The following is a 13460-nucleotide window of genomic DNA, read 5'->3' as shown; positions in this document are numbered from 1 at the left end:
TATTTAGGTGGTTTTGTGATATAATAAACACTCATAAGAGACAGAGGAATGAGTATGAAAAAATTACAACACATCATTATGGTTGCCTTAATCCTAATAGGCTTAGTAACACCTGCCCTAGCACAAGAGCAGACTGATGACTTCAATGTTGCTGCTAAACATGCGATTGCTATCGAATCAACTACAGGGAAAGTCCTCTATGAAAAGGATGCTACCACTCCCGATGGTGTTGCTTCAATGACGAAAATCCTAACAGCCTACATGGTCTATAAAGCTATTGATCAAGGTAAAATTACTTGGGATACTGAAGTAAATATCTCAGATTATCCATTCAACTTAACAGTTGATTCAGAAGTTTCAAACGTCCCACTAGACTCTCGAAAATACACTGTCAAACAACTCTTAGATGCCACCCTCATCAGTAGTGCTAACAGCGCAGCAATTGCTCTAGCTGAAAAGATCTCAGGAACAGAGAGTGCTTTTGTAGATACTATGAAGGCCCAATTAAAGAAATGGGGAATTACTGATGCAAAACTGTACAATGCCTCAGGGCTCAATAATAAGTATCTAGGAGATAACCGTTATCCTGGCTCTAAACCAGATGACGAAAATACTATGAGTGCTCTGGATGTTGCGATTATCGCAGACCACCTCATCAAGGACTATCCCCAAGTACTTGACATCACCAAGCAAGGCGAAGTTGATTTTGAAGGTGACAACAAATTAACCACTCATAACTATATGTTGGAAGGTCAAGACAACTACCGTGAAGGGGTTGATGGACTTAAGACCGGAACAACCGAACTCGCAGGAGCATCCTTTGTTGCTCACTCTAATGAAAATGGCATGAGCTTGATTACAGTGGTTATGAACGCTGACAATGGTGGGGAGGATGAAGCCGCCCGTTTCACAGCTACCAATGACCTCTTAGATTATGTCGTCCAACACTGGAAGATAAATAAACTCAACACTAAGGGACAAATCGTCAAGAAAAATGATATCAAGGTAGCCGATGGAGTCAGTAAGACCGTCTCTGCTAAACTTGAATCAGACCTTACTGTTGTCCAAAAGATAAATAGCCAAAATGACACTGTTAACATCAAAGCAAAAACGGTAACAGCACCTATCAAAAAAGGAGATACCATTGGAACAGCAACCTATGATGATAAAGACCTCGTAGGAACAGGATATATCTCTGATCCACCTCAAGTTGCTGTAACAGCCAACCAGTCCATTAAGAAAAGCTTCTTCTTAAAAGTTTGGTGGAATCATATCGTTAATTTCTTTACCGGAAACAAGTAGGCACTGAACTCCCTTTTGATATCAAAAAGGAGTTTTTTTTGCCTTATGAATTAATGATGAAATCGTAAAACCTTCTTCTCAACACCTTAAGTTCCTCTCAAAATGTGGTATAATGAATATCCAAAATACACGAAGGAACAAGCCATGAAGAAACTAATTACGCTTATTATGACCTTCTTACTCTGTCTGGGAAGCGTAGCTCCTGCTTTTGCAGCAGAGAAGAAAAAAGGATTTGACGCCGCAGCCAAGCATGCTATCGCTGTAGAAGCAACTACCGGTAAGATTTTATACGAAAAAGATGCCACTACTTCTACAGGGATTGGTTCTATCACCAAACTCCTAACAGCCTATATGGTTTATCAGGCGGTAGACAAGGGAGAGCTTAAATGGAACACAAAGGTTAATATTTCCGACTATCCCTTTGAATTGACTGTTAGTGCTGGAGTTTCCAACATCCCATTAGATGCCAGAAAGTACACCGTCAAACAACTACTTGACGCAACTCTTATTTCCAGTGCCAATAGTGCATCCATTGCCCTAGCTGAGGAAATCGGAGGAACAGAAAGTAAATTTGTCGACAAAATGAAAGCCCAACTTAAAAAATGGGGAATCACTGATGCTAAAATTGTCAACGCCTCTGGTCTCAATAATTCCTATTTGGGTGATAATATCTATCCAGGTTCTAAATCTGACGAAGAAAACACCATGAGTACCAAGGATGTTGCTATCATTGCACAACATGTGATTAAAGAATATCCTGAAATTCTCGACATCACTAAAAAAACAGAAGCCAAATTTGATGGTGTTAATAAACTCAAAACCTTTAACTATATGCTTAAGGGGCAACCTAGTTACCGCAAGGGTGTTGATGGCCTCAAAACAGGTACCACTGATTTGGCCGGAGCTGCCTTCGTAGCCCATTCAAATGAAAGTGGTATGAGTATTATCACAGTCATCATAAATGCTGAACATACCGATACGGATGACTACGCTCGTTTTACCGCAACCAATGACCTGCTTAACTATGTGGTCTATCATTGGGAAAGTAAGACCGTTGCCAAGAAAGGTCAAGACATAGATAAGAGTCAAGCAAATGTCCTTGATGGTAAGTCTAAACAGGTCTCTGCTGTAGCCAAGTCTGACTTTAATATCATCCAAAAAATAGATGACGACAACACTAAACATATTAAAGTCTCCACCAACCAGATTCAAGCCCCTGTCAAATCAGGAGACAAGGTGGGAACAGCTACCTTTGAAGATAATACCCTTGTAGGAGAGGGCTACCTACCGGATCAGGGCATGCCTAGCATGGAACTTGTTGCTGGTAAAGAAGTTAAGAAAAGCTTCTTCCTTAAGGTCTGGTGGAATCACTTTGTCACCTTTGTCAACGAGAAACTTTGACCGTTACAGTCGAGCTTGGCTCGGCTTTTTCTTTTACACCCGCTTTACTGAAGCCTTTACACTCGCTTGACTCCTATTGACACAAAAAGACAGATTACAAGCGCAATCTGTCTTTGTTGTTTAGCCTTTACACTACTGTAAAGGTCAATTTATCTTTAGAGCAGCCAATCTTAAGGGTCTGTCCACTCACTACTTGGCCACCTAGTAAGAGCTCAGACAACTTATCCTCCACTTGAGTTTGAATCGCACGACGCAACGGACGAGCACCCATCTCAACATCATAGCCATCTTGAGCTAAATACTTGAGGGCAGCTGGTTGGAATTTCAATTCAATCCCTTTTTCAGCCAAAGCTGATACCAACGGTTTTACCATAATCTTGACAATTTCACGAAGCTGTTCTTCCTCTAGACTATGGAAGACAACCTTCTCATCGATACGGTTGAGAAATTCTGGACGGTAGGCCTTCTTAAGTTCTTCCATGATACGTGCCTGCATGGCTTGATGGTTATGAGAAATGTCTCGAGCACCAAAACCAACAGTTTTGTCATCACGAAGAGCCGTCGCTCCCAAGTTTGAAGTCATGATGATAATGGTATTTGAAAAATCAACTTTACGTCCACGGCTATCTGTCAGAACACCATCATCCAAAACCTGTAAGAGAATATTGAAAATATCAGGGTGAGCTTTTTCGACCTCATCAAAGAGTAGGACTGAGTAAGGCTTATTGCGAACTTTCTCTGTTAATTCACCACCCTCATCATATCCAACATACCCGGGAGGGGCACCATTAAGACGACTAGCCGCAAATTTTTCCATGTATTCTGACATGTCAAAGCGAAGCAAAGCTGACTCATCATCAAAGAGGACTTCTGCCAAAGTCTTAGCCAATTCCGTCTTACCAACACCAGTAGGTCCAAGGAACATGAAGGAACCAATCGGACGTTTTCCAGTACGAATACCTGACTGGTTACGACGAATAGCACGACTAATCGCTGAAACTGCTTCGTCTTGACCAATAACACGTTTGTGAAGCTCTGCTTCCAGATTCAGGTAACGTTTGCTATCTGCCTGAGTCATCTTCTCAACAGGAATACCTGATAGGCGACTAAGGGTTTGCATAATCTGGTCCGTATCCACCAAAGCTGGTTTCGGTAATTTTGCCTTTTGACTAGCCTTATATTGTTTAATAGCAGCTTTCATATCACCAGCTAAAAGTGCTTCATCCAAAGGCGTTATCTCACGTTTGGCTTCTTTCTTGATACGACCTTGAACAGTTGCACTCGCTTCATCTAGAAGGTCAATAGCCGAATCAGGTAAGTTTTTACTCGTCAAATAACGGTGTGCTGCCTTGACAGCTGTCTCAACGGCTTCATCAGTGATAGTCACACGATGGTAGACTTCATATGACGAACGCAATCCCTTCAAAATATCAATAGCTTCAGATACGCTTGGTTCTTCAATTGTAATCTTAGCAAAACGACGAGAAAGGGCTGCATCTTTCTCAATATGCTTTTGGTACTCAGCTTGTGTGGTTGCTCCAACCATGTGAAGTGTTCCACGTGCTAGAGCAGGTTTCAAAATATTTGCCGCATCCAAGGTACTATCAATACCAGAACCAGAGCCAATAATCGTATGCAATTCATCAATAAAGAGAATGATTTTTCCATCAGCTTCAATCTCATCAATGATTTGATTCATACGCTCTTCGAAATCACCACGAAAACGGGTCCCTGCAACCACACTCATCATATCAAGTTCTAAGATACGCATATCAGCTAATTCGAAAGGTACGTCACCCGAAGCAATACGCTGTGCCAAACCAAGGGCAAGGGCCGTCTTACCAACACCTGCTTCACCTACAAGAACAGGATTATTCTTCGTTTTACGACTCAAGACCTGAATCATGCGTGAAATTTCTTCGTCACGCCCAATGACTGGATCAAGGGCTCCCGATTCTGCTACTGCAGTCAGATCTTTTGTATAATCTGACAGTTCCCCAGTAGAAGATTGAGGAGGCTGCATCATATTAGCAAAATTTCCAGATGCTTTTGCTTTTTTAGGCTTACGCAGGTCATGAATCGCCTTCAAATCTTGCTTACTAAGACCTGCATAACGCTCCAAAGAACGTCGCAAATCAATAATACGAGGCTTGTCACTGTCATCCTTATATTGAAAACCAGCAACTTCAAGGAGACGGCAAACCATCAAATCCTTATGGAGCAAAAAAGCCATCAAAACATGTTCAGAACCCACCTCAACGGCACCAGTCACCTTAGCAATTCCCTCTGCCTCTTGCAGCATAGCCTCTAAAGCATGTGACTGTGCACGTAAATCAATAATATCTGATTTGGACAACTCTATTGGACTCTTCTCCAAAGCCAAGACAGCAGCCGTCTCAATTTCTTCCGCACGAATACGGTCTTCAAAATCAGTAAATGTTAGGTAGGCTACAGTTCCTGGAACTTCAAGCATAGCTAGAAGCACATGCCAAGTCTCCAGAAAAGGACTACCAAAGCGCTCTGCTTCAATCTGAGCACGATGGAAAATGGCTTGCATTTTTCTTGAATATGTCGTCATCTAATTTCCTTTTCTATCCAATCTAAGTAAAAGCGAGCGTAAGATACGCGAACGAATTGTAGCAGCGTCCTCACCGAGAATATCATCACTAGCAGTTGCTAAAATCAAATTCCCCTCACGTTCTGTGATAATTTTTTCATCAAATAGCAACTGAATCAAATCCGTAAAAACCTGTTCGCTGAGCTGATCTGCTAAGTTTTGAAGTAGAGCATTGATTCTGTGATGTTTATCAGAGAATCTGACCTTGACGATACGAATATAACCGCCACCACCACGCTTACTCTCAACAATATAACCACGACTCTCTGTAAAACGTGTCTTAATAACATAGTTAATCTGACTCGGTACAACTTGAAAAGTATCTGCTAAATTCGAACGTTGAATCTCAGCAATCCCAGACTGGCCCAGCAATTCTTTAATATATTCTTCTATACTGTCTGATGTATTTCTTGCCATCTTAATTCCTCCAGTCTAATTTGACTATAACTGACTATTATTATACCAAAAATGTCAGCACATGGGAAACTATAGTCTCAAAAAGCTTTTTAAAGTTGTCATTAGAAGTTATATAAGATACAATAAATAAGACAAAATGAAAAGGCAACCTAGGTATTCTGCTGAAACAACTTGAACAATCGAAGAAGCTAATCCTCATCCGAACAAGAGCTTTTCACTTTATACCATGGTAATATTCCTCTTACCACTATCGAGAAATACTCACTTCACCTGAGACTTCTCACTAATTTTATTTCCCTATGAAAGGTTATTCATGAAATACATCATTGCATTTTTAATCTCTATGATTCCCCTTGTTGAGCTCCGTGGAGCCGTACCTGTCGCTATTGCCTCAGGTATTCCTTGGTGGCAAGCCCTCATTCTTTGTGTTATCGGGAATATGCTTCCAGTTCCAATTATTTTCTTCTTCGCCCGCCGTGTTCTCGAGTGGGGTGCTGACAAACCTCTTATTGGTGGCTTCTTTACCTGGTGTCTTAAAAAAGGCCACAGTGGGGGGCAAAAGCTTGAAAAAGCCGCTGGAGACAAAGGTATCTTCTGGGCCCTCCTACTCTTTGTGGGTATCCCACTTCCAGGAACAGGCGCTTGGACAGGTACGCTTGCAGCATCCATCCTAGATTGGGACTTTAAACGCAGCGTTCTAGCTGTTATGCTTGGAGTTATCCTTGCAGGTATTATCATGGGAACGCTCTCTCTTCTCCTTGGTGTCAATACCTTCGCTCATTAATATTTTTTACGTCTAGGGAATACTCAGACGTTTTCTATTTACGACAAAAAAGAAGCTACGATTACGTAACTTCTTTTCTTTTTATCTAGCAACTAGAATTAGTTGTTAAGAGCTGCTGCCATTGTAGCTGCAACTTCTGATTCAAAGTCGTTAGATGCTTTTTCGATACCTTCACCAACTTCAAAGCGAACAAATTCTACTACTGAAGCATTTACTGATTCAAGGTAAGCTTCAACCGTTTTGCTGTCGTCCATGATGTAAACTTGAGCAAGAAGAGTGTAAGCTTGGTCAACTTTAGTGTTGTCAAGCAAGAAGCGGTCCATTTTACCTGGGATGATTTTATCCCAGATTTTTTCTGGTTTACCTTCAGCAGCCAACTCAGCTTTGATATCTTCTTCAGCTTGAGCAAGAACAGCATCAGTCAATTGAGCTTTAGAACCAAATTTAAGGTGTGGAAGAGCTGGTTTGTTAACCATTGCACGGCTTTCATTATCTTGATCGATTGTGTGGTTAAGTTGTGCCAATTCATCTTTAACAAATTGTTCATCCAATTCAGTGTATGAAAGAACAGTTGGTTTCATTGCAGCGATATGCATTGAGATTTGTTTAGCAAGAGCTTCATCTCCACCTTCAAGAACTGTAACAACACCGATACGTCCACCGTTGTGTTGGTAAGCTCCGAAGTGTTGTGCATCTGTTTTTTCAAGCAAAGCAAAACGACGGAATGAAATTTTTTCACCGATAGTAGCTGTTGCAGATACATATGCAGCTTCAAGAGTTTCACCTGAAGGCATAGTCAAAGCAAGTGCTTCTTCGTTGTTTGCTGGTTTACCCTCAGCGATTACTTTAGCTGTTTCGTTTACCAATTCAACGAATTGAGCATTTTTCGCAACGAAGTCAGTTTCAGCGTTAACTTCAACGACTGCTGCAACATTACCGTGAACATAAACACCAGTCAATCCTTCAGCGGCAACACGGTCAGCTTTCTTAGCTGCTTTAGCCATACCTTTTTCACGAAGCAATTCAATCGCTTTTTCGATATCACCATCAACTTCAACCAATGCTTTTTTAGCGTCCATGACACCAGCACCAGATTTTTCACGCAATTCTTTAACAAGTTTAGCTGTAATTTCTGCCATTTTGTGTTTTCTCCAAATTTATTTTATCAAACTAAGGGGCAGGGCTGAGCCCCGCCCCTTAGGTGTTTGTCTTATTTTTATTTTAGTGGGCATCGAGCCCTAACTAACCTTAAAGATTAGTTGTTGTCACCTTCGACAACTTCAACGATTTCTTCGATTGAATCAGCTGCAGCTGCTTCTTGGAAGTCTGCAGAAGCATCTTCACCTTGGTTACCTTCAATGATAGCATCAGCCATTTTAGAAGTGATCAATTTAACGGCACGGATAGCGTCATCGTTAGCTGGGATGATTACATCAATCTCATCTGGATCAGCGTTTGTATCAACCATCGCTACAACTGGAATACCAAGTTTTTTAGCTTCTTTAACAGCGATTTGTTCTTTGTGTGGGTCAACGATGTAGATTACATCTGGAATACGAGGCATATCTTCGATACCACCCAAGAATTTTTCAAGACGTGCACGTTGTTTGTTAAGAAGTGCAACTTCTTTCTTAGGAAGAACTTCGAAAGTTCCATCAGCTTCCATTTGTTTGATTTCTTTCAAACGAGCGATACGTTTTTGGATAGTATCCCAGTTTGTAAGAGTACCACCCAACCAACGGTGGTTGATGTAGTATTGACCAGCACGAGTAGCTTCTTCAGCGACTGCTTCAGCTGCTTGTTTTTTAGTACCAACGAACAAGATTACTGCATCGTTAGCTGCTGCTTCACGAACAAATTCGTAAGCTGTATCAGCCATTTTTACAGTTTGTTGCAAGTCGATAACGTGGATTCCGTTACGTTCTGTAAAGATGTATTTAGCCATCTTAGGATTCCAGCGACGAGTTTGGTGACCGAAGTGAACACCAGCCTCAAGAAGTTGTTTCATTGAAATTACTGCCATGAGTATTTCTCCTTAAAAATTGTTTTTTTCCTCTTCTAAGCTTTAGACTTGCAGTCCCACCCTGCGGCAACAAGACCACAATCGGCTTAGAATGAGTATTTGTTACTTTACGTAACTATAGTAGTTTATCAAAAAAAGTAACATTTGACAAGCTATAAAATCAGGCTATCCATTAGAAGAGCATCCCCTCCTTATAAAAGGTAATCGTTTCCTTTGAGATTCGAAAATATTTCGTTTATAATTAGGCTATCAAAAATAGAGGAGGACATTATTTTGTCATTAGTCGGAAAAGAAATTATTGAATTCTCAGCACAAGCTTATCACAATGGAGAATTCATCACTGTTACAGATGAAGATGTTAAAGGAAAATGGGCTGTTTTCTGCTTCTATCCTGCAGATTTTTCATTTGTTTGCCCAACTGAACTCGGTGACCTTCAAGAGCAATATGAAACACTTAAATCTCTTGATGTAGAGGTTTACTCTGTCTCTACAGATACTCACTTTGTTCACAAAGCTTGGCATGATGACTCAGATGTTGTTGGAACTATCACTTATCCTATGATTGGAGATCCTTCACATCTCATCTCTCAAGGTTTTGATGTTCTTGGTCAAGATGGTCTTGCACAACGTGGAACATTCATCGTTGATCCAGATGGCGTTATCCAAATGATGGAAATTAACGCTGATGGTATCGGACGCGACGCAAGCACTCTTATTGATAAAGTTCGTGCTGCTCAATACATTCGCCAACATCCAGGTGAAGTTTGTCCAGCCAAATGGAAAGAAGGAGCTGAAACATTGACTCCTAGCTTGGATCTTGTAGGTAAAATTTAACAACCAGGGGGTATCGTATCCATGGTCTTAGATAAAGAAATCAAGGCTCAATTAGCACAATATTTAAATTTACTAGAATCTGATATTGTATTACAAACCGATTTGGGAGATGACGATAATTCTCGAAAAGTAAAAGAATTTCTAGATGAGATTGTCGCTATGTCTGACCGCATTAGTCTTGAATCAACACATTTAAAACGTCAACCTAGTTTTGGTATTGCACAGAAAGGGCAAAAAAGTCGTGTTATTTTCTCTGGCCTACCGATGGGGCACGAATTTACGTCTTTCATTTTAGCTCTTTTGCAAGTTTCTGGTCGTCCACCAAAAGTTGATGAGGATATTATTGAACGCATCAAAAAGATTGACAAAACTATCAATCTTGAAACTTATGTTTCACTAACATGCCATAATTGTCCAGACGTCGTTCAAGCCTTTAATATAATGGCTGTTTTGAACCCAAATATCACCCACACTATGATTGAAGGTGGTATGTATCAAGATGAAGTCAAAGCCAAAGGTATCATGTCTGTTCCAACGGTTTACAAAGACCAAGAAGAATTTACATCTGGTCGTGCAACCATTGAACAGCTTGTAGAAAAATTGGATGGTCCACTTGATGCTGATGCTTTTGCCGATAAAGGGGTCTATGATGTCTTGGTCATTGGTGGGGGTCCTGCTGGAAACAGTGCTGCAATTTATGCTGCCCGCAAAGGACTAAAAACTGGTCTTTTAGCAGAAACCTTTGGTGGACAAGTTATTGAGACAGTCGGTATTGAAAACATGATTGGTACGCTATATACAGAAGGTCCTAAGTTAATGGCCCAAGTTGAAGAGCATACGAAATCTTACAATGTTGATATCATCAAAAGTCAATTAGCTACTGGTATTGAGAAGAAAGAACTCATTGAAGTCACACTAGCTAATGGTGCTATTCTACAGGCTAAAACTGCTATTCTAGCCTTAGGAGCCAAATGGCGTAATATCAATGTTCCTGGTGAAGATGAATTCCGTAACAAAGGGGTTACTTACTGTCCACACTGCGATGGTCCTCTATTTGAAGGAAAAGATGTTGCTGTTATCGGTGGTGGTAACTCAGGTTTGGAAGCCGCTTTGGATTTAGCGGGTATTACTAAACACGTTACGGTCTTAGAGTTCTTACCTGAACTAAAGGCAGACCAAGTTTTACAAGAACGTGCTGCTAAAACTGATAATCTAACCATTCTTAAAAATGTTGCAACCAAAGAAATCGTTGGTCAAGATCATGTGACTGGTTTGAATTATGTTGAGCGTGATACAAATGAAGAAAAACATCTTGATCTTGAAGGTGTCTTTGTTCAAATTGGTCTTGTACCAAGTACTGCTTGGCTCAAAGATAGTGGCATTGAACTCAATGAACGCCAAGAAATTGTCGTTGATAAATTTGGTTCAACAAACATCCCTGGTATTTTTGCCGCAGGTGACTGTACTGACAGCGCCTACAAACAAATCATTATTTCCATGGGATCTGGCGCTACAGCAGCTATTGGTGCATTTGATTACTTGATTAGACAATAATCAAAACTTACGTGTTAGTAATCTGTCTGCAACAGTTATAATTACTATAAAGAGGTTGACTAAATTTCAGCCTCTTTTTTTGAATATACGTAGCTTTAATAGTCCAATCGCCTATTTGATGAAAGAGACTTGACGAATCATTCTTTTTTCGATAGAATGGTATTTGTTATGGCGGTATAGCCAAGTGGTAAGGCACGGCTCTGCAAAAGCTTGATCGTCGGTTCAAATCCGTCTACCGCCTTCATAATTTGAGGACACCTAAGGGTGTCTTTTTTTGCTATAATCGCATAAAAAATCCCCGAAGCCAGAAGCTTCAGGAATCCATAAATCATAAACTAATGAGCATATCTAATAGCAGCTATCTTAAAGATACGCTCTCAAACTTTAATCAAACTAAGATTGTAATATTTAAAACACAAATAAATATGTTCAGACATTCTTAAATTTTTTCAGGAGCTCCACCAGCTGTGTTTGTTCTTCAGAAGTCAAAACGGAAAAAGTCTCCTCAATTGCTCGTTGATGCGGTGGAATTGCTGCTTGAATGATTCGACGGCCCTCATCTGTCAAATCAACCTCGAAAGCTCGCTTATCCGTTGGACAAGCTTGTCGACTCAACCAGCCCTTTTTCTCCATATTTTTTATGACAACAGTCATATTACCAGAAGTGGCAAGCATGCAATCAATTAATTCACCAATCTTCATACGTCCCTTGGCATTTAACACATCCATAACTCCAAATTGAGTTGGTGTTAAATCAAATTCTTTAAAAGTCTCAGAGACCTTGGCATCAATGGTACGAAAAGCCTTACGCATAACAACCATACTCTTGACAGCCATGTTTTTATCTAAGTCGCTCATTTATAGTCCTTTCCAAATAGATGCTGTATTTATTACTCTACCACAGTTTTTCTAAAAGTGGTATATGAAAAAGAAGAAATAAGAAAAAGAGTTCTTAGATATCTAACCAACACCTCAGAACTCTTTCATTTACTAACTATTACGATTCCAAAAAAGAGCCAATAAAATCACCGCACCTAATACTGAAGGAACAATAGCGGTGCCTGCTAGCATCGGTCCCCAATTTCCAAAAAGAAGTTGCCCAACAAAAGCGCCAAGCCATCCTAAAAATGTCTTACCAATACAGCCCATTCGCTCACCTCGGTTTGAAATAGCAGAGGCAATAAGACCAATTAGAAAACCAACTATCATACTTCCAATCATAAGAATTCCTCCTTCTTACTTAAATTACCCAATCACCATTTCGGAAGATTGGTACACGACTACCATCTTGACGGATACCATCAATATCCATTTGATTTGAACCAATCATAAAATCTACGTGTACATCTGAACGGTTAAGACCAGCTTCCTTAAGCTCCTCTTCTGTCATGTCTGCTCCTCCCTCAACACTGGTAGCATAGGCTGCTCCAATAGCTAGATGGTTGGAGGCATTTTCATCAAAAAGGGTATTAAAGAAGGTAATACCAGACTGTGAAATAGGACTTGGATCTGGTACCAAGGCACATTCACCTAGAGCACGCGCTCCATTATTGTTGAAGACGAGATTCTTCATCACTTCATCACCTTGGTCTGCTGTAACGTCTACAATCTCACCGTCTTTGAAGGTTACCTTGATTCCCTCAATAATATTGCCATTGTAACTTAGAGGCTTTGTACTTGAGACATAGCCATCTGCACGACGAAAATCTGGTGCCGTAAAGACTTCTTCGGTTGGCATATTAGGTAGGAAGCCTTCACCCTGTGCATTAATTGCCCTTGCAGATTCCCAAACGTGATTTTTGGGCAATCCTAGAGTCAAATCTGTTCCAGGTGCTTGGTAATGCAAGGCTGAGAATTGTGCCTCATTGAGTAGGCGTGCTTTAGCATCCAAACGATCAGCATGTTCCTTCCAGGCACGTACAGGATTCTCTTCATAAACACGACAGGTCTTGAAAATTTGGTCCCAAAGTAAATCTACAGCTTCCTCATCACTCGAAGCATCAGGAAAGACCTTCTTAGCCCATTCTTTACCAGCTGCAGCAGCTACAGTCCAACTAACTTTATTAGACTGAGTTGCCACCTGCATAGGTTTAAAGGCCACCCCAGTAGCCTTAGCATGAGCAGATAGACGTTCAGGAGCTACACCATTAAGGGCCCCTGGATCTGATGAACGAACACCTAAGCGACTTGCCTTCTTGTCCAGCAAATATTCCATCTCAGCTTTTTTATAGGCAGGAACCTCTTCAATTCGGTCCATACCAGCATGCAAAAATCGTTCTCGATTAATGATATCATCCGACCATTGAACAATTACCTCAGCTGCTCCTAGAGCATAGGCCTCTTTAACTAAAAGATGAGCTAGCTCTGCTTGCTCTACATCTATACTCAAGGCCATCGTATGACCAGGTTGTACATTAATCCCATTGGCAACCAATAATTTAGCATATTTTTCAAGATTTTCTTTAAAATGTGGTAAAACCATAATCAACTCCCTGAAACTATAATTTTCTAACAGTATACCATAAGAC

Annotated in this window: 12 protein-coding genes and 1 tRNA gene; 6 read left to right on the top strand and 7 right to left on the bottom strand. The window is 40.6% G+C overall.

Features of this window, described 5'->3' with window-relative positions; all coding sequences use genetic code 11:
* The first annotated feature begins 54 nt into the window (after positions 1–54).
* Positions 55–1302 carry a D-alanyl-D-alanine carboxypeptidase PBP3 gene (gene pbp3 / locus HMPREF0848_RS09575; protein WP_037609545.1) on the top strand — a complete coding sequence of 416 codons (1248 nt, stop codon included), beginning with the start codon at positions 55–57 and terminating at the stop codon, positions 1300–1302.
* Between the two features lie 144 nt (positions 1303–1446).
* The gene (gene pbp3, locus HMPREF0848_RS09570; RefSeq protein ID WP_037609542.1) at positions 1447–2703 is read left to right on the top strand and encodes a D-alanyl-D-alanine carboxypeptidase PBP3; all 1257 of its coding nucleotides are present in this window, start codon (positions 1447–1449) and stop codon (positions 2701–2703) included.
* A gap of 127 nt (positions 2704–2830) precedes the next feature.
* On the opposite strand, the gene HMPREF0848_RS09565 is transcribed toward pbp3 (HMPREF0848_RS09570), so the two are convergent.
* Both HMPREF0848_RS09565 and HMPREF0848_RS09560 read right to left on the bottom strand, forming a co-directional pair.
* Positions 2831–5281 carry an ATP-dependent Clp protease ATP-binding subunit gene (locus HMPREF0848_RS09565; RefSeq protein ID WP_008536228.1) on the bottom strand — a complete coding sequence of 817 codons (2451 nt, stop codon included), beginning with the start codon at positions 5279–5281 and terminating at the stop codon, positions 2831–2833.
* On the bottom strand, positions 5282–5737 hold the full coding sequence (locus HMPREF0848_RS09560) for a CtsR family transcriptional regulator (RefSeq protein WP_008536227.1): 456 nt from the start codon (positions 5735–5737) through the stop codon (positions 5282–5284).
* 313 nt (positions 5738–6050) lie between these two features.
* Between HMPREF0848_RS09560 and HMPREF0848_RS09555 the strand changes: the two genes are divergently transcribed.
* Positions 6051–6521, top strand: a complete 471-nt coding sequence (locus HMPREF0848_RS09555; RefSeq protein ID WP_002888314.1) for a COG2426 family protein — start codon at positions 6051–6053, stop codon at positions 6519–6521.
* A 98-nt stretch (positions 6522–6619) separates the two neighbouring features.
* Here HMPREF0848_RS09555 and tsf read toward each other — a convergent pair whose 3' ends face one another.
* Both tsf and rpsB read right to left on the bottom strand, forming a co-directional pair.
* Positions 6620–7660, bottom strand: a complete 1041-nt coding sequence (gene tsf / locus HMPREF0848_RS09550; RefSeq protein WP_008536226.1) for a translation elongation factor Ts — start codon at positions 7658–7660, stop codon at positions 6620–6622.
* A 116-nt stretch (positions 7661–7776) separates the two neighbouring features.
* A complete protein-coding gene (gene rpsB, locus HMPREF0848_RS09545) occupies positions 7777–8544 on the bottom strand; it encodes a 30S ribosomal protein S2 (protein ID WP_002886342.1) in 768 nt (255 codons plus the stop codon).
* Between the two features lie 273 nt (positions 8545–8817).
* Here rpsB and ahpC point away from each other — a divergent pair, with 273 nt between their 5' ends.
* From ahpC to HMPREF0848_RS09530, 3 genes are all read left to right on the top strand, one after another.
* Positions 8818–9378 carry an alkyl hydroperoxide reductase subunit C gene (gene ahpC / locus HMPREF0848_RS09540; protein ID WP_008536222.1) on the top strand — a complete coding sequence of 187 codons (561 nt, stop codon included), beginning with the start codon at positions 8818–8820 and terminating at the stop codon, positions 9376–9378.
* Between the two features lie 21 nt (positions 9379–9399).
* Positions 9400–10932, top strand: a complete 1533-nt coding sequence (gene ahpF, locus HMPREF0848_RS09535; protein WP_008536221.1) for an alkyl hydroperoxide reductase subunit F — start codon at positions 9400–9402, stop codon at positions 10930–10932.
* Positions 10933–11102: 170 nt separating this feature from the next.
* Positions 11103–11173: transfer RNA gene (locus HMPREF0848_RS09530), tRNA-Cys, on the top strand.
* Positions 11174–11361: 188 nt separating this feature from the next.
* Here the strand turns inward: HMPREF0848_RS09530 and HMPREF0848_RS09525 are convergent.
* The 3 genes from HMPREF0848_RS09525 to HMPREF0848_RS09515 form a co-directional block, all read right to left on the bottom strand.
* Entirely contained in the window at positions 11362–11790 is a 429-nt protein-coding gene (locus tag HMPREF0848_RS09525) for a MarR family winged helix-turn-helix transcriptional regulator (RefSeq protein ID WP_002888341.1), read from the bottom strand.
* A 132-nt stretch (positions 11791–11922) separates the two neighbouring features.
* The gene (locus tag HMPREF0848_RS09520; protein WP_008536220.1) at positions 11923–12153 is read right to left on the bottom strand and encodes a GlsB/YeaQ/YmgE family stress response membrane protein; all 231 of its coding nucleotides are present in this window, start codon (positions 12151–12153) and stop codon (positions 11923–11925) included.
* Between the two features lie 19 nt (positions 12154–12172).
* Positions 12173–13414, bottom strand: a complete 1242-nt coding sequence (locus tag HMPREF0848_RS09515) for an aminopeptidase (RefSeq protein ID WP_008536218.1) — start codon at positions 13412–13414, stop codon at positions 12173–12175.
* Between the last annotated feature and the right edge of the window lie 46 nt (positions 13415–13460).

Source organism: Streptococcus sp. C150 (assembly GCF_000187445.1).
GTDB lineage: Bacteria > Bacillota > Bacilli > Lactobacillales > Streptococcaceae > Streptococcus > Streptococcus raffinosi.
The sequence above is the reverse complement of the archived record's forward strand: the minus strand, read 5'-3'. Positions and strand labels throughout refer to the sequence as shown.